This window comes from Xanthomonas sp. 10-10, from assembly GCF_040182365.1.
GTDB classification, from domain to species: domain Bacteria; phylum Pseudomonadota; class Gammaproteobacteria; order Xanthomonadales; family Xanthomonadaceae; genus Xanthomonas; species Xanthomonas arboricola_F.
On the sequence record NZ_CP144460.1, the window covers coordinates 2,471,743 to 2,488,417 of the forward strand.

General features: G+C 62.4%; 10 protein-coding genes. 1 reads left to right on the plus strand and 9 read right to left on the minus strand.

Annotated features, from left to right (window positions below; all coding sequences use genetic code 11):
• Positions 1 to 2: 2 nt before the first annotated feature.
• The 6 genes from fliI to VZ068_RS10445 form a co-directional block, all read right to left on the minus strand.
• Positions 3 to 1,379, minus strand: coding sequence for a flagellar protein export ATPase FliI (gene fliI, locus VZ068_RS10420; protein ID WP_005997126.1), 1,377 nt, complete (start codon positions 1,377 to 1,379; stop codon positions 3 to 5).
• The gene (locus VZ068_RS10425) at positions 1,376 to 1,996 is read right to left on the minus strand and encodes a FliH/SctL family protein (protein WP_349657578.1); all 621 of its coding nucleotides are present in this window, start codon (positions 1,994 to 1,996) and stop codon (positions 1,376 to 1,378) included. Before VZ068_RS10425 ends, fliI begins: the two co-directional genes overlap by 4 nt.
• Positions 1,993 to 2,982 (minus strand): flagellar motor switch protein FliG, encoded by a 990-nt coding sequence (gene fliG / locus VZ068_RS10430; RefSeq protein WP_046965535.1) that lies wholly within the window; start codon positions 2,980 to 2,982, stop codon positions 1,993 to 1,995. Before fliG ends, VZ068_RS10425 begins: the two co-directional genes overlap by 4 nt.
• Positions 2,983 to 2,992: 10 nt before the next feature.
• Positions 2,993 to 4,717 (minus strand): flagellar basal-body MS-ring/collar protein FliF, encoded by a 1,725-nt coding sequence (gene fliF, locus VZ068_RS10435; protein ID WP_259150162.1) that lies wholly within the window; start codon positions 4,715 to 4,717, stop codon positions 2,993 to 2,995.
• A gap of 13 nt (positions 4,718 to 4,730) precedes the next feature.
• Positions 4,731 to 5,102 (minus strand): flagellar hook-basal body complex protein FliE, encoded by a 372-nt coding sequence (fliE, locus tag VZ068_RS10440; protein ID WP_010373676.1) that lies wholly within the window; start codon positions 5,100 to 5,102, stop codon positions 4,731 to 4,733.
• A 717-nt stretch (positions 5,103 to 5,819) separates the two neighbouring features.
• On the minus strand, positions 5,820 to 9,317 hold the full coding sequence (locus tag VZ068_RS10445) for a glycosyltransferase (RefSeq protein ID WP_349657682.1): 3,498 nt from the start codon (positions 9,315 to 9,317) through the stop codon (positions 5,820 to 5,822).
• Positions 9,318 to 9,770: 453 nt separating this feature from the next.
• Between VZ068_RS10445 and VZ068_RS10450 the strand changes: the two genes are divergently transcribed.
• On the plus strand, positions 9,771 to 11,081 hold the full coding sequence (locus tag VZ068_RS10450) for an FkbM family methyltransferase (protein ID WP_349657579.1): 1,311 nt from the start codon (positions 9,771 to 9,773) through the stop codon (positions 11,079 to 11,081).
• Between the two features lie 214 nt (positions 11,082 to 11,295).
• Here the strand turns inward: VZ068_RS10450 and VZ068_RS10455 are convergent.
• The 3 genes from VZ068_RS10455 to VZ068_RS10465 form a co-directional block, all read right to left on the minus strand.
• Positions 11,296 to 12,410 (minus strand): IS3 family transposase gene (locus VZ068_RS10455; RefSeq protein WP_184409677.1). Its coding sequence is split into 2 segments (ribosomal slippage): positions 11,296 to 12,158 and positions 12,158 to 12,410, totalling 1,116 coding nucleotides; the frame shifts between segments, so codons are not numbered across the junction.
• A gap of 310 nt (positions 12,411 to 12,720) precedes the next feature.
• Positions 12,721 to 14,541 carry an FkbM family methyltransferase gene (locus VZ068_RS10460; protein WP_349657580.1) on the minus strand — a complete coding sequence of 607 codons (1,821 nt, stop codon included), beginning with the start codon at positions 14,539 to 14,541 and terminating at the stop codon, positions 12,721 to 12,723.
• Entirely contained in the window at positions 14,538 to 16,418 is a 1,881-nt protein-coding gene (locus VZ068_RS10465; RefSeq protein ID WP_349657581.1) for a class I SAM-dependent methyltransferase, read from the minus strand. Before VZ068_RS10465 ends, VZ068_RS10460 begins: the two co-directional genes overlap by 4 nt.
• Positions 16,419 to 16,675: the final 257 nt, after the last annotated feature.

A 16,675-nucleotide genomic window follows, 5' to 3' on the forward strand; every position in this document is an offset into this window, starting at 1 on the left:
GATTAATTCTCGGGTTCCACCAGTTGCTGCAGCGCGGACAGGCTGTCGCTCAGCAGCGATGCCTTGTGGACGTCCTGGCCAAGGAATTCGACGATCTCCGGCCAGCGCGCCAATGCTTCGTCGGTGGCCGGGTCGCTGCCGCGCTGGTAGGCGCCGATGGCGATCAGGTCGCGGTTGGCGGTGTAGGCAGAGAGCAGGCGCTTGAGCTTGCGGATGCGCAGGCGCCAGGGCTCGTCGGCGATATCCTGCACCACGCGGCTGACCGACGATTCCAGGTCGATGGCCGGATACAGGCCGCTGTCGGCAACCCGACGCGACAGCAGAATATGGCCGTCCAGGATGGCGCGGGCGGCGTCGGCGATCGGGTCCTGCGGGTCGTCGCCTTCGGTCAGTACGGTGTAGAAGGCGGTGATCGAGCCGCGGCCCTTGGCGCCGTTGCCGGCACGTTCCACCAGCGCCGGCAATTTGGCGAACACCGACGGCGGGTAGCCGCGTGTGGTCGGCGGCTCGCCGACCGACAGGCCGATCTCGCGCTGCGCCTGGGCGAAGCGGGTCAGCGAGTCCATCAGCAACAATACGTTCAGGCCCTGGTCGCGGAACCATTCGGCAATGGCAGTGGCGCGGTAGGCGCCATGCAGGCGCGCCAGCGGCGGGCGGTCGGCCGGGGCGGCGACCACCACGGCCCGGCGCAGGCCTTCCTCGCCCAGGGTGGTCTCGACGAAGTCGCGCACTTCGCGGCCACGTTCGCCGATCAGCCCGACCACGATGACATCGGCCGAGGTGAAGCGGGTCATCATGCCCAGCAGCGTCGATTTACCGACACCGGAGCCGGCGAACAGGCCCACGCGCTGACCACGGCCGATCGGCAGCATGGCGTTGATGGCGCGCACACCCACGTCCAGCGAGGTGGTGATGGGTTCGCGCGCCAGCGGATTGATCGACATGCCGGCCATGCTGACGCTGCCTTCGCCGCGGATCGGGCCCTTGCCGTCCAGCGGGGTGCCATCGCTGTCGATGACGCGGCCGAGCAGGCCTTCGCCCACTTCCACGCCGCCACGGCGGCGCGAGGGCACCACGCGGGCGTTGGGCAGCAGCCCGTGCAGTTCGGCGCTGGGCATCAGGTAGGTACGTTCGCCGGCAAAGCCGACCACTTCGGCATCCACCCAGCCGCCGTCGACTTCGACCTTGCAGGTGGCGCCCATCGGCGCTTCGCAGCCGGTCGCCTCCAGGGTCAGGCCGACCGCGCGGCGCAGGATGCCTTCGCGGATCAGGGTGCGTCCGGCGGTGGGCTCCAGGCCAAGCGTGCCCAGCCGGGTGGCCAGGCGCAGGTTGCGTGCATCCAGCCAATCGGCCGGGGTGGCACCGAACAGGGCGCTCACAGGCCCGCTCCGGATTTGCGCATGACTGTCTCCAGGGCGGCCCGCAGGCGCGCGTCCAAGGTGCCGTCCACGCGCACGCTCTCGGCGTGCACGCGCAGGTCGCCGCGGCTCAGGCTCAGATCCGGGGCCACGCGGGTGGTGCTGCTGGGCGCCAGATGCGGCAGCAGCGCGGTGATATCGTCCGGGTGCAGTCGCACTTCGACTTCGCGGCCGGCGCCGCCGACCGCATCCACGGCCTCGCCCACCAGGTCGGCCAGCAGCTGCGGTTCGACCTGGTAGGCACGCCCGACCAACTGGCCGGCGATGCGCACGGCCAATTCGCCAAGCGCGCCGACCACCTCGTTTTCCAGCCGCGCCAGCGGACGGGTGAAGTTGTCCAGGATGCCGTCGATCTGCGCGGTCAACCGGCGCACTTCGGACTGGCCCTGGGCAAAGCCCTCGGCATGGCCGCGAGCAAAGCCTTCCTGCTGGGCGGCGTCTTCGATGGCCTGGATCTCTTCCAGGGTCGGCGGGCGCAGCACCGGCTCGTACGCGGCCGGTTCGTCGAACTCCGGTTCCGGCGCGGCCAGGGCCATGTGCAGGTCGGGGGCCAGCCAGCGGGTGACCACGTCGTTCATACCATGGCCTCCGCACCGGCGCCGCCGAGGCTGATGGCGCCTTCGTCAGCCAGGCGGCGGACGATGGTGAGGATTTCCTTCTGCGCCGCTTCCACGTCGGCCAGGCGCACCGGGCCGCGCGCTTCCATGTCTTCGATCAGGATCTCGGCAGCGCGCTGGGACATGTTGCGGGTGATCTTCTCGCGCACCTTGGTGTCGGCGCCGCGCAGCGCCAGGCCCAGGCGCTCGCCGGAGACTTCGCGCAGCAGCGTCTGCAGGCCACGATCGTCCAGGTCCACCAGGTTGTCGAACACGAACATCAGGTCCTGGATCTTGGTGGCCAGGTCGGCGTCGATCTTGCTGATCTCGCCCAGCACGCCCTGGTCGGCGCCGGTGTCCAGGAAGTTGAGGATGTTGGCCGCCACCTTGATGCCGCCCACGTTGGACGACTTCAGGTTCTGGTTGCCGGCAAATTGACGCTCCATGATGTCGTTGAGCTCGCTCAGCGCGTTGGGCGGGATGCCGTCCAGGGTGGCGATGCGCAGCAGCACGTCGGCGCGGGTGCGCTCGGGCAGGTTCTTCAGCGACTCGGCCGCCTGATCGCTGTCAAGATGCGCCATGACGATGGCGATGATCTGCGGGTGCTCGTTGCGCACCAGGTCGGCCACCGCACGCGGGTCCATCCACTTCAGGGTGTCCAGGCCGGTGGTGTTGCGGCCGAGCAGGATGCGGTCGATCAGGCCGCCGGCCTTGTCGGCACCCAGCGCCTGGATCAGCACGTTGCGGATGTAGTCGTCGGCGCCCACGCCCAGCGAGGTCTTGCCGGCCAGTTCGCCGTTGAACTCGTCCATGACCTTCTCGACCTGGTCGCGCGAGATGCCGGTCATGGTGGCCATGGCGATGCCGATCTTCTGCACCTCCTTGGGGTCCATGTGCTTGAGCACTTCGGCGGCGTCGCTTTCGCCAAGCGACAGCAACAGCACGGCAGCGCGTTGTACGCCGGTCATCGGTGGTGTATCAGGCTTCACTGGCGACCCATCCCTTCACGACTTGTGCGACACGTTTTGAATCGGCTTTGACTGCTTCGCGTGCGACGCGCATGCGCTCTTCGTAGGCATCCGGCAGGGCGATCGGGGTCTTGCGTTCCTGCCCGATGCTGGCGGTGTCCTCGCCCATGTGGGGCAACAGCGACTCCTCGTCGTCGACCATCCGCACATCGGCGCTCTGCGGAGTGCCATCGTTGCCGCCATTGCGCTGCTTTTCCTTGACCGCGGTCACGCCGGTGAGCTGGCGCAGGGTGGGGCGCACCACGCCGAACAGCAGCGCCAGCACCACCACCGCACCGACCAGCAGGCGCAGACCGTTCTGCACGCGCGGGTCTTCCCACCACTTGGGGCCTTCCTCGCCCGCAACCGCTTCCCGCACGAACGGGGCATTCATCACCGACACCGTGTCGCCACGTGCCGCGTCGAACCCCACCGCCTGCTTGACCAGGCCCTCGATACGGGTGAGCTCGGCGGCCGTCAGCGGCTGCTCGACCATCTTGCCCTTGGCACCGGGGCGCGGGACGTTGTCCAGCAGCACCGCCACCGACACCCGCTTGATGCGGCCGGCCGGCTGACGGGTGTGTTGCAAGGTTCGGTCCAATTCGTAATTGCGGGTGGCGCTCTTGGAAGTCTCGGTCGGCGCGGCAGGAGCCGCGGCCTGGCCGTTGGCGGCGGCCGGGGTGCCCGGTGCGCCGGCGACGGCCGCAGCCGGCGGCTGGCCGGGACTGTTGCTGGTGGCGCCCGGAGGACCCTGCGGGCCGGTGGCGCTGGTGCTGGTGTCGCTGACCTGCTCGCTGCGCAGCTTGGCCGGCTCGCCGTTGTAGAGTTCGCGGGCTTCTTCGACCACCGAGAAGTCCATGTCCACGCTGACTTCCGGGTTGACCCGGCCCGGGCCGGTCATCGGCTCGAGCAGCTCGCGGATGCGCTGGTTGTAGGAGCTTTCCTGGCGACGCACCTGCTCGAACTGGGCGGCATGCTGGGCGGCATCGCTGTTGGGATCGGCGATGGAGAGCATGCGGCCGCTCTGGTCGACCACGGTGACGCGTTCGGGGGTCATGTCCGGAATGCTGGACGCCACCAGATTGACGATGGCATCGACCTGGTTGCGCTCCAGGCCCTGGCCGCCGCGCAGCTCCAGCACCACCGAGGCGCTGGCCACTTCGCGCTGACGGGTGAACGCGCTGGGCTTGGGGATGGCCAGATGCACGCGTGCCTCGCGCACCGGGCGCAGGGTGCTGATGGTGCGCGAGAGTTCGGTTTCCAGCGCGTGCTGGTAGCGGGCGTTTTCCACGAACTGGCTGACCCCGAAACCCGGGTCCTTTTCCATCAACTCGAACCCGCCGCCGGTTTCCTTGCCGGTCAGGCCGGAGCCGGCCAGCTTCAGGCGCGCGTCGTACAGGCGGTCCTGCGGAACCGAGATGGCGCCGGTGTTCTGGTCGATCTTGTACGGGATCTGCGCGGTGCGCAGCAGGTCGGCGGCCTCGGCATTGCCCTTGTCATCCAGGCCGGTGTACAGCGACTGGTAGCCGGGCTGCTGCGACCAGAAGAACACCGCCAGGCCTGCACCCACCGCCAGGGCGATCATCGCCATCATGGTCAGCTTGCGGGTGATCTGCAGGCTGCGGACACGGTCGAACCACTGGCCCGCCTTTTCGGCGTTTTGGTTCATGTTTTCTTTGCTGATCGCGAGAGCCATGTGTCGTCAACCTTTACAGCGGCATGTTCATGACGTCCTGGTAAGCCTGGACGAGACGGTTGCGGACTTCCACGGTGGCGCGGAAGGCCACCTGGGATTGCTGGGAGGCGACCATGACCCGGGCCAGATCGGCACTGGGGTCGCCCATTTCAAACGCCTTGGAGAGCGCGCCGGCCTTCTGCTGGGCCTCGTTGACGCCGCCGATGGCGCCGCGCAAGGTCTCGCTGAAGCTCGGCGCCTGGGTGGCCGGCGTTCCCTGTGCGCCAGCCAGTCCCTGGATCTGATTGCCGCGCGCCGCATCGCCCACCGCACCCATCGGGCCTTGGCCCATCTGCGTCTGGTAGCTGCGGATCTGCGAAAGAATCGAGGTAACGGAGTCGCTCATGGGTGCGGTCAGCCAGGGAGGCATCCACACCAATGCAAGCGGCGTGCCGAAATCGTGCCGGGATTCCGGCGCGGGCACGTTCCTGCCGCGCCCTGTCGCGAGCGCGTCGCAGCGATACCGCCCCCCATCCGCCCTTCGGGCACCTTCCCCCGCACGCGGGGGAAGGGAGTCGGTGATGGTCAGTTGCAGTGGACTGACAGATCACTCGCAGCCAAGGTTTTCCCTTCCCCCGCAAGCGGGAGAAGGGAGTTGGAGATGGTCAGCTGCAGTGCACCGACAGAACACGCACAGCCAATGCTTTCCCTTCTCCCGCCAGCGGGAGAAGGTGGCGCGCAGCGCCGGATGAGGGCGGCACCGTCAATTGCCACGCCGCTGCATGCATGGCAACGCGCAGACTGGCGTGTGGTCGCATGCCCCCATCCGCCCTTCGGGCACCTTCCCCCGCAAGCGGGGGAAGGAAGCCGGTGATGGTCAGCAGCAGTGCACCGACAGATCACGCACAGCCAATGCTTTCCCTTCCCCGGCAGGCGGGGGGAAGGCAGTCGGTGGTTATCAGCTGCAATGCACTGACAGATCACGCGCAGCGAAGGTTTTCCCTTCTCCCGCCAGCGGGAGAAGGTGGCGCGCAGCGCCGGATGAGGGCAGCACCGTCAATTCACACGCGGCCAGACACCCGTTCTACCGCCAGCCGGAAAACGCTGAAGCAGCGTCCCCGCGCTAGTCCGGCAACCAGGCCGCTCGCCAGCTGTCCAGATGGCTGCCGCTCAACATCCAGTCGCGTCTCACTGCCTCGCGCAAGGCCGCACCCTTGGCGCGCGCCGCATCCAGGTCGGCCAGATGTTCGCGGATCGCGCCGATCCAGTCGCGATAACGGTTCTTCACCAGGGTCACCGGCAGGGTGCCCTGATAGCAGCGCACGTCGCTGGCGATCACCGGATAGCCGCAGGCACCGTACTCCAGCAGGCGCAGATTGCTCTTGCACTCGTTGAACAGGTTCTGCTCCACCGGCGCCAGTGCCAGATCCAGGTCCAGCGCCGCCAGCGCCGCCGGGTACTGATTGATCGGCACGCCCGGCTGGAAATGGTGAATATGCTGGCGCAGCGCGAACGGGTACATCCCCATGAACACCCAGTCCACCTCGCCGGCGAGCTCCTTCACCACGTCGGCAATCAGCTCCAGGTCGCCGGTATGGCTGGCGCCGCCAGCCCAGCCAATCCGCGGCTTGCCACCCTGGCGTTCGGCCCGCGCGGGCAGATGTTCCCACCAATGTGGCGGCAAGCGGTTTTCCGCCACGCGAATATCGCTATGCAGCCCGGCAAACGCGTCGGCCAGCGCCGGCGTGGAGACCACGAAGCGGTCCACCATGCCCAGCCCGCGCCGCACGGTCTTGAGAATGTCCTTGGGCATCTGCGCGCGGTGGGCATTCTTCAGCGGCAGGTTGGGCAGGTAATCGTCCAGCTCGTAGACCTTGAACGCGCGCGACAGCGCCTTCATCCGCCGCATCGCCTCCAGCCGCGCCTCGCCCACCTGGCGTTGCAGGATCACCGCGTCGGGATCCTGACGCGCCAGTTCGGCAATCTCCAGGTAGCCGTTGAACAGCACGCCTTCGGCCAGGCCGGCCTCGCGCAGGGCGCGCAGTGGCTGGATCACCCGATAGTGTCCGCAGCCTTCGATATCGGCCGGCAGTGCGATCACGCTCGGCAGCGGCCGCCACGATTGCAACGGCCGCCAGCTGGCGCGCGGGTCGGCCAGTTGGAAGCCTGCGTCGGGATCCAGCGAGAAGCCCGGGTTGTAGGCCGGGTCGTTGGCCATCACCGGAAGCCAACGCGCGTACATCGCTTCTTCGTCCAGCGCAGTGGCGGGCATCTGCTCCGGTGGATCGATCAACAGCTGCGCCCGCGCCGCGAACACATTCAGGTAGCCGGCCTGGTGCAGGCGCAGGCACAGGTCGACATCGCTCCACTGCGCCAGTGCCGGCTCCAGCGCAAAACCGCCTGCGTCGATAAACAGCTGGCGCGGCAGCATCAGGCATTCGCCGCTCAAGGCGGTGTAGTTCTGGTCCAGCTGCAGGCGCTGCAGATAACCGGATTCGTCGAACGCATGGCCTTCGAACGCGCGCGCCGCCGGTGCCCCCAGGCCCAGCAGCAGACCGGCGTGATGCACGGTGCCGTCGCCGCGCAGCAACTTGCCGGCAACCGCGCCCACCTCCGGCCGCAGCGCATGATTGAGCAGCTGCTCCAGCCAATCGGCCTTCATCACCGCAGCGCCGGCCGACAGCCACAGCAACATATCCCCACGTGTATGCCCGGCGGCGGCATTGCAGACCGCTTCGCGCGCAGGCTCGGCAGCAAAGCGCAGCACGCGGATCTGCTGCAGGCCCAGCGCATCGATGCCAGCCAACCAATCGCGCAGGTCCGGGGCGGTGCTGTCGCGGTCCAGCAGCAGCACCTCGTAATGCGGGTAGGCGGTGTTGGCCAGGATGCTTTCCAGGCAGCGCTGCACCTGCGGCAACCGGCCATCGACCAGCACCAGGATGCTGACCAGCGGCTGCTGGGCATGCTGGTAATCCACCGCATGCCGACCAGGGCCGGCGCTGTGCACGCGTGCATCCGCATACCCGCGCGCGGCCAGGTGGCGGGCGATGGCACGTTGCTCGTCCGCATCGGATTGCAGTGTTTGGGCTGCGGCCACCAACAATGGCTCGGCGATGTGCTGCACACAGGCCAGGCCGTAACGCTCGACCAGGCCAAGCTGATAGCCGAGTTCGAAGGCCTGCCCAAGGTCTGCCGGAAAACCGCCGTCGGCCACCAGACTGCTGCGGCGGAACAGCCAGTGCCGCGACAGTGTGGACGGCGCGCTCAGCAGCACATCCAGATACAGCGCCGGCCGCAGCGCCAGCCCAAGCTGCGCGGTGTCCAGTGCAACCACTTCATCCGCATAGACAGCCTGGCACTGCTCGGGCAGCCCGATCATGCCCAGCGCCAGCATCGTCAGGCCGCTGACGGTAAAGAGGCTGCCGGCATCCACCAGCAGCACCCAATCGACATCCTGCTGCCCTGCGATGGCCTGGTTGAGTGCGGCCACCAGACCCGCATCGCCAATCAGCACGCCATGCTCGCCTCGGGCGGCCACCTGGTGCGGTGCACTGCTGACCACCCAGGTCTGCCGATTGCGAAAGCAGGCCAACGCATCGATGCTGGCCAGGGTTGCGGCCACTGCTGCGGCATCCCCGTCGCGGTCGATCAGCATCACCGCAATGCGCGGCCCGCCGGCATGCGCCTGTAGGCGCGCATCGATCAACGCGCGCTGCACATCGCTGGGGTGGCGCACGCCCAGCCAGGTGGCCGGCGACACCTGTTCGGCCATGCCGGCGCTGCGCATCAGCGCATTGACCAGATCCACCGACTTGAACACGCGCGCCTTGTGCGGGCTGAGCGGGGCGACCCGCACTTGGCGGTTGTCGCCGGTCTCGCGTCGCCAGCCGAGCTGGCGGATGCCCTGGCGCAGGTCTTCGTGGCCCTGGTCGCCGACCCCGACCTGATCGCGGCCGGCCTGGCTGAACTGCGCGCTGGACACGCGGAAGTGCGTGAGCGGCCTGGCCAGAAACGCCAGGTTGCCATGGCGCAGCAGCTTGACGTAGATCGCCAGGTCGCCAACCCAGTGGATCGGCTTGCCGTTCAACATCATCAGCGCATTGCCCAGCGCCAGCAGGTCAGCGCGTCGTGCAAGCACACAGCTCGGCTCGCCGATGAAGTTGATGGCGTGATCGGCCAGGAACGACACCAGCTCCGGCCCGTCGATCAGCACGTCGTCGGCGAACGGAAAGCAGGTAGCCAAGATGTCCGGCAACGGCGCACCGTCGTCGTCGATGCGCAACCGGCGCGAGGATGCCATCGCCGTGCCGGGATTGCGCTCGATCGCTTCCACCAGCTGCGCAATGCAATCGGGCTCTAGCACATCGTCGTCGTGCAGGAACTTGACGTACTCACCCTGGGCCAGGCCGATACCCTTAAGCGTACTGCCCAGCTCGCCGAGCCGGGTCGGATTGCGATGGTAGCGGATCGTGAACGGCGCGCCCGCCAGCCTGGACGCCAGCAACGCCTCGATGGCGCCATCGGCATTGTCGTCGCAGATCACGAGCTCCAACGCCATGTAGGTCTGCGCCAGCACGCTGTCCAGCGCTTGCGCGAAGTAGCCTGGCTTGTAGGTCGGCATGACGATGCTGACCAAGGCTGGAGAACTCATGCAGGATCGACCATGTTTGTTAGGGACTGATATCTGAGCGGAATCGGCGAACCGAATTCATCTTGCATGCAAAATATATGCCGGATGTGGCCGACTGGTGCGGGGTATCTTCACAGATCCAACTGCTCCTCCACTGATAGCGCATTGGGCCTACGGACATTGTCAAGCTGTCATCGCGTATTCTGTCCGCACTGGAAGCACCAGCAAGGTCGGCCGGCCAGAGCTTATGGCAGCAGTCATCTAGCCGAGTCCATAGAAAGGTGTGTATTGCGCGCTGAATGCCTTGAATCAAATAATTTTTCGTGGCGATTTAAGTGGATTGGGCTCGGTAGGGCTTTTGAAATAAATGTACCTGCATGGATTTTTTGACGTTGAAGAATATTTGTGATATTTTTCGATTCAAATTAACCCATCTTAAATCGCATGTATCCATTCTTTTCTCATCAGCAACTGACAAGAGAGATTTTTGAGCTTCGAGATTTGCTTGTGAAGCCAAACGGAATGTTTCCTGTCTGGTTTAATGAGTCGCCAAAAAGCTTTCTTGAAAATAAAGAATTTATAGTTTGTGGCTCAGGTTGTCGATCTGAAATTCGCGTTTTGGCGAAGTCTGCTAATGTCATTGCTATCGTCGACGATTTTCTTTGCGAAAACCAAAGTCATATATTTGGAATCCCCGTAATTAGCTCTGATGCATGGGTCGCATTGGCGGCTGGTCAGAGTGGCGTGGTTTCTTGTATTCTGGCTCCGTGCGGGGCAGGCTTTCAGCACTTCAGTAAAGTAGCCGCTCAGTGGGGTTTGCCCGCGCTGCTTCCGTTGCAATTTCTACATTTACTGGAGTGTTGCAAGGTTGACCGCAGTGGCGAGACCGGTCGATTCTTTTGGTATGGTTACGAATTTTTTAACTCCGTAATAAAAAATGTCGATCGCCTTGTGGGAGCGGCGGATCAACTGGTTGATGACTACTCGCGCACCACTTGGCTATGCATACTATTGTACCGATTAACTTTGAATCCATTTTATCTCGAGGCGTGTGCAGTAGGTCACGATAAGAAGAAGTTTGGGTTAAATTCTTACTCCACTAACCGCCAATTTTTTGATTTTAATGATCGGGAAGTATATGTGGATGGTGGTGCTTTTAATGGGGATACTATTGAGGGTTTCTTGCGGGCATGTAAAGGTCAGTTCAAGCAAATTCATTCTTTTGAACCATCCGCCAGCAATAATCAGTTAATTCGGTCGCGGCTTAATTTGCTGCAAGATCAGTATCTCAAGCCTCTGGCTGCCTCTATTGTCCTCCATGAAAAAGGGTTGTGGGATATTAATACGACCCTTAGATTTAATCCGGGGCAGATTGTTCCGAACTTTGAAGCCTCTGGGCCTGTTCAACCCCAGTCTGCTCATCTAGTGGAATCCAACATCGTTGGTCATATATATGAGAGGTCGCTTGAAGATAATGTTTCGATAACCGTTCCTGTCACGACTATTGACGATGCTACTGACAGATCGGCAACATTCATTAAGCTAGAAATAGAGGGCTCTGAACTCAAGGCGCTCCATGGTGCAAGACAAACGATTGAGAAGAATCGACCGAAGATAGCTCTTTCTCTTTATCATAAGCCTGAAGACTTGATGACATTGACTGAATTTATTGCTGAAACGGATATGGATTACAGGCTTGGCTTTCGCCAGCATAATCGGCTATGTCCTGATGCAATGGTGTTATATTGTTTCTGAGGCTTGTTTAGAGCTCTGGCTCGCAATAAATTTCTTGGCTGGGCGACCTCACCCCCCCGATTCACAACACTGTTAAGTGGGAGGCGCCCCCTAAAATCCTTGGTCAGTCAATCACTGCAAAGCATTGTCGGCGATACAGGCGTGGCACAACTTCCAGTTATGCAACGACGCTGGTTTTTAGCAATGTGCTCCCATGCGCCCGTAAGCTCCCCCGTCAAGCAGGCACTTCAAAAGTAGAGCTTTCGGCGTGCTTGTTGCGGTACTCGACCGGGGTCATTCCGCCGAGCGAATCATGGGATCTTGCTTCGTTGTAGTCGATCATCCACCAGTGGGCGGCTTCGCGCACATCGTCGAGGCAGGCGAAGAAATTCAGGTCGAGCACTTCCTCGCGGAACGTGCGATTGAAGCGCTCAATGAAGGCATTCTGATTTGGCTTTCCCGGCTGGATGTACTGCAGTGCGACGCCATTCGTCTTGAGCCAGCTGGTGAACGCTTCGCCCAGGAACTCGGGGCCGTTGTCCGAGCGCACCACCTGCGGCAAGCCATGATCGCGTTTGATCTGCTCGAACACACGCACAAGCCGTTGCGAGTTGATCGAGGTGTCAACCTCGATGTGCAGCGCCTCGCGATTGAAGTCATCCACCACGTTGAAGGTGCGAAAGCGTCGTCCGCATGCCAGCGCATCGCTCATGAAGTCGACCGACCAGACCGTGTCTGGCAGCCTCGGCACGTAGAGCGGCACCCGCTCACGCTTGGGAAGGCGACGCTTTGCAGCGCGGCGTAGGTTGAGCTTCATGGCCTTGTAAACGCGATAGATGCGTTTGGGATTCCAGCCTGGTTGCTGCTTGCGAAGGTAGTCGCTGCACTTCCAGAAGCCACGACTGGGGTGCGCTTCAACGTAACGCGCGATCTCGGCAATCAGCTCGGCATCGCGCACCGTCCAGTCCAGAGGCGGTGCGTACCAGGCGGCACGCGACAGCCCGACGCATGCACAGGACCGGCGCAACGGCCGCGCGTGGACCTCGATAAGGAACCGCACCGCCTCGCGCTTACGCGCCGGCCCTAGAGTTTTTTTGCGATCAGGTCCTTCATTGCCGCGTTGTCGAGCGCCAACTCGGCGTACATCCGTTTGAGCTTGGCGTTCTCGGACTCGAGCTCCTTGACCCGCAGCAGCTCGGACGCCTCCAAGCCGCCGTACTTGCTCTTCCACTGGTAATAGGTCGCCGTGCTGATGCCGACTTGGCGACAGATGTCTTTGACTGGAACGCCTGCGTCAGCCTGCTTGAGCGTGGCGATGATCTGTGTCTCGGTGAACTTCGATGTGCGCATGGAACCTCCTGACTTGGGAACGATGCCAGAAAGATCTACTTATGCGGTGTCTGCCGATCGGGGGAGCTTACGCGCCCACGCCGTCCTGCAGCAGAGCAGACGCCTGCTGACAGGTTGTTCCGTTCGCAAGCGGAGAAGCAGATCGACGTGCGTCATCGGCTGGCGCAGTTGAGCCAACGGATGTAGTGGGCACCGTTGGAGCAGGGGCTTTCACCGGACTTTCGGGGCTTGCCGGGCTCCCGAGAGACAATCAGAAACTGTACGCACCGCATGTCCAGGAGAGGGAGCAATTGACAAGATCCAATGTACATCAAACATTTGCGACAAGCGTACGTTGCGACGCAACGGTATTGATGAAGACTGCATCCACCACGCGGCAGTAACCTTGTGCATCGACGCTGGCGGAAAGGCAGGTATGCAACTGGAACCCTTGCTGTTGCATGAAAGAGACCAATTCCTGACAAGTGTAAGAGCCGTGGAAACGCTCGATCACCGACAGCTCCAGCATGACATAGGTCATCTTGCGCAACGACTCGACCGCGCCCCGCAGGATCTGCAGTTCGTAGCCCTCTGTATCGATCTTCAACAAAGTAGTGCGGTCGGTTTCGTGCAACTGTGCGAAGACATCATCCAGGCGATGCAATTCCACCGGCAGGCGGATGATGCGTTCGGCGCCGGTGTCGCGTAGCGAGCTGCTTTCCAGCAGCGAGCTGAGCACCGGTGCGTCTTCGCGATAGTTTATAACTGTCTGTTCTTTGCGGTCTGACAAACCGATCTGCAGATACTGACTGCTGGGGAACTGCTGACGTAGAGTCTCCACCTGCGCAGCGAACAGCGTGACCGGCTCGATGAAGATCACGTGGGCCGGGCTTAGGTTGCGATACAGATCTGGCGTGCCCTCGGCAACGCCGACATCGATGATGGTGTGCACCGTTTCAAGCAGTTGCAGGTTGCGCCATTTCATGAAGCCGGAAGCCGTGGCGGCGGTGCACTGCATCGGCACTTGCCTATAGCCAATCCATTGGCCAAGAGTGCCCTTGGACGCATCTGCCGGTAATAGACTACCGTGTGCTAACGCAAGGTTTTCTTCGTCTAACACCAAGTCCGCCGCTCGCGTGTTGGCTTGCGCGGGCAGGGCTTGGCAACGCAGTGCGGGATAGGCATTGTTGTGTTGCGCAACAAACGTCTGCAATGCCTGATCCTCTGCTTCCAGCAGTATGTAGCGCAATGCTGCCGGTGCTACGATGGTGCCGGACAGCGCGGTGCATAGCGATGCTGGCACTTCGCGCCAGGCCACGCAGCCGAATTGCTGGGCGAGCGCTAGCGTCAGCTTCATGGCCTGTTCGTCTGCGTGGTGTTCGATCACTACAAAACGTCCTGTCTGCGCGTGCCACTGTAACCAGGTGCTCAAGAGCGCATTGATCTGCTGGGGTGCAAAGCCATTGTGGAGGAACCAGCTCATGCTCCAATCGACCGCCCGCCACTGTGGTGGAAGGCGCACGACCGCAACCGTGCTCAGGCCTAGCGCGAGAGCGGCAGCGAGGCGATGTGCGCCGTTGAGTAGTCGCCCGTCGCCGTCGAGCGGAATTGCACAATGATCCTGGAAGCCACGTTCGCGCATGTCCTCGATCAGCTTGGCGAATGCGAGTTCGTAATCGGCCACGCAGCATTTGCCTAACGCGTCGGGCTCCCGGCCTGCGGTGCGCTGCTGGATGTGTTGACGGTAGATGCCGACGGCATCGATTGTTTTGGCTGACGAATGGCCTAGATAGTGCTGCGCAAACTGCAGTTTTGCCGCGATATCCAGGCGGTCCGACGTCCACAGCGTCAGCGGTGCTACTTGTTCCACACTCTGTGGCTGCAACAGGCAAGCTGCCTCAAGCGGCGCATTGTTGCTGCCGAGCCGGTGTGCAGTGACATAACTGTCTGCGGCCTCTTGTGGGGCGGCATCGCGCAGAACGCGTGCAAGTTCCAGGTGCCACTGGGGATTCTCCGGCTCCAGCGCAATCGCTTGCGTTAGCCGTCTCTGTGCGCGGCCTACCAACCCCTGTTTTAGCAACAACATCGCAGCGTGCGCGTGCGCGTACGCGCTGAGCGTGTCGTCGCAACGTCCTGCCTGATAAGCCATCATGCCGCTGGTTCCTCAATCCTGTCGAATACGTAGAACGCGCGTTCGATGATGCCGTCGTCCTTGAGCAGCCCACGCGAATGGACTTGGAACCCTGCAGCCAGCACGTGCTCGATATTGGCGAAGAAGTCCTTGTCGTTGGTGGCCAAGTTGTTGCTTTCCAGGATAAGTCGCCCGCCCGGCGCCAGTAATCCATGTAGCACCTTCGCGTACTGCGCAATGGGTATGCCGATCCACACATGCACTGCAAAGGAGAAGACCACATCGTATCGGCGCCGGTCGTCAACCATGAACTCTGCAAAGCCGCTGCATTCGAATTGGCAGTTGTCGACGCGGCATGCCGCAGCGAGGCGGCGCGCGATGTCGATCAGCGCTTGGGTATGGTCTATTCCGTGGTAGCTACGTATCACCGGCGCCAGTGCCAGCCCGAACATTCCGATATTGCAACCGATATCCAACACGCTGGCCTGTTCGGGCAACCAGCTGTCCACTCGGTATTCGGCAAGGCGCCGCAACGTCGGCCGCTGCCCCGAGAGTTGCCAACCCTCGTGTCCTTGATAGAGCTGGCCACGGCCGAACTGCAGCGGCTCGGCAGCGATCTGCTGCTGGATGGCGTGCAGGCACGCCTGCCACTGTGCATCATCTGGCGGTGTGCTGTTTAACTTCAGGTTCGAGGGTGGCAGAGCTTGGCATGACGATATCGCAGGGAGTGCCCGTTCCAGCACTTCGACACGCTCATGCAACCGCGCCAAGCCGTTGCGCGCGACCGTCTCGTGAGCAAGCGCACGTTCCCAGGTCAGTACTTTGGAATAATCCCACCATTGATCCAGCGTTTCTCGTGCATGGTGATGAATCAGTGTCGGTAGCTCGCTCAGTCGTGGCGGTTCACACTCGGGGGCTAGCACCTGATGCCAGAATCCGGGAGACAGGAAAGACTTAAAATGGATCTGCTGATACGCCTGCGTATCTGCCTCAGAGGCGGCAAGGGGCACGAAGGGCTTGAACAATGTATGCACCACCTTGTCGAACCAAGTTGCCTCCTGAAGCAATCCCGACGAGATACCGATCAATTCGACGTCGTCCTGCGCGCTCAGGATCTGGTAAGCATTCTGCGAGCTGATCACCGCACGCTGCCCGGTGATGCGCTCTAACGTGGCACGCTCTTGCTGCGCGAAATCACCGGCAAAAGGATGCGGCTTGTAGAGCAGGCGTCGCGACGCGCACAACTGCTGCAGCCGCTCGGCAAAATCCTCGCAGCGCAGCGAGCGTCCGTCTTCAGCCAGCAAGGACGCATCGTAGGGCGCTTGGCCGATAAACAGCATCGCTCCACCCAGATCGGTGAAGGTGTAGCCACGCTCGTCCTCCATCCGCTTTTGATGCATGCGGATATTGGCAGCCAGCACTGCCGCCTCAAGGCGTAGCTCTTCGTCCAGGACGGTGTGCGCGGCGATGCGTTCTGCCAGTACTGAATCGTTGCATTGCAGAGCGATGTAGAGGTCGCGCCCAAAACGAAGCGGCGAAACACGGATGTCGATAAAGGTGATGCGCTGCTGATGACATAACGCGATCAGCCAAGGCGGCATTTCGAAGGACAGAAGCAGATCAGCGCCAAGCAGGTGCTGCAGCAGATAGGCATTGGCCTGCTCGTTGATCTGGTGATAGCTGGAGGACCAGGTGCCGACGTCTCCCAGTGCCAGTTGCTGAAATCTGGCGAGATCGAAACCATCACCTCTCTTGCTTGGCGCCGAAGCCCGTGGAACGGTGCCGATATCGATGCCGCATCCTTGACGGATCGGTTCGCGGATCAAATCAAAGAAGCCTTCTGGAAAGGCGCGCGCCTGCCTGAGCAAATCTGGCAGCAGGACAATTGTTGTCTTCATCCGTGGTAGTCCAGTGTTGGCGATCCGCCGCAAAGCCGCGCTGCAAACCGTAAACGAAAAAGAGGCGATAGGCAGGATGCCGGTGCTGACCGCAGAGCGGATGCAACTTGCATGCCTGTTGGTCGGGCCGCTGCAGAGGCGTGCGACGTGAGACGAGTATGGATGGCCGGGGCTCTGCATCTCAAGCAAACAGCAGTGTCACATGCCTGCCGTATCAGGCGTTGGCAGCTTGGCGATGGTTAGCTCCAACCCGGCCG

Bases quoted from the DNA above. Each gene is read 5' to 3' on its own strand.
- VZ068_RS10425 (WP_349657578.1), bottom strand. From the start codon at position 1,996: ATGAACGACGTGGTCACCCGCTGGCTGGCCCCCGACCTGCACATGGCC.
- fliG (WP_046965535.1), bottom strand. From the start codon at position 2,982: ATGACCGGCGTACAACGCGCTGCCGTGCTGTTGCTGTCGCTTGGCGAA.
- fliF (WP_259150162.1), bottom strand. From the start codon at position 4,717: ATGGCTCTCGCGATCAGCAAAGAAAACATGAACCAAAACGCCGAAAAG.
- fliE (WP_010373676.1), bottom strand. From the start codon at position 5,102: ATGAGCGACTCCGTTACCTCGATTCTTTCGCAGATCCGCAGCTACCAG.
- VZ068_RS10445 (WP_349657682.1), bottom strand. From the start codon at position 9,317: ATGCCGACCTACAAGCCAGGCTACTTCGCGCAAGCGCTGGACAGCGTG.
- VZ068_RS10450 (WP_349657579.1), top strand. From the start codon at position 9,771: ATGTATCCATTCTTTTCTCATCAGCAACTGACAAGAGAGATTTTTGAG.
- VZ068_RS10460 (WP_349657580.1), bottom strand. From the start codon at position 14,541: ATGATGGCTTATCAGGCAGGACGTTGCGACGACACGCTCAGCGCGTAC.
- VZ068_RS10465 (WP_349657581.1), bottom strand. From the start codon at position 16,418: ATGAAGACAACAATTGTCCTGCTGCCAGATTTGCTCAGGCAGGCGCGC.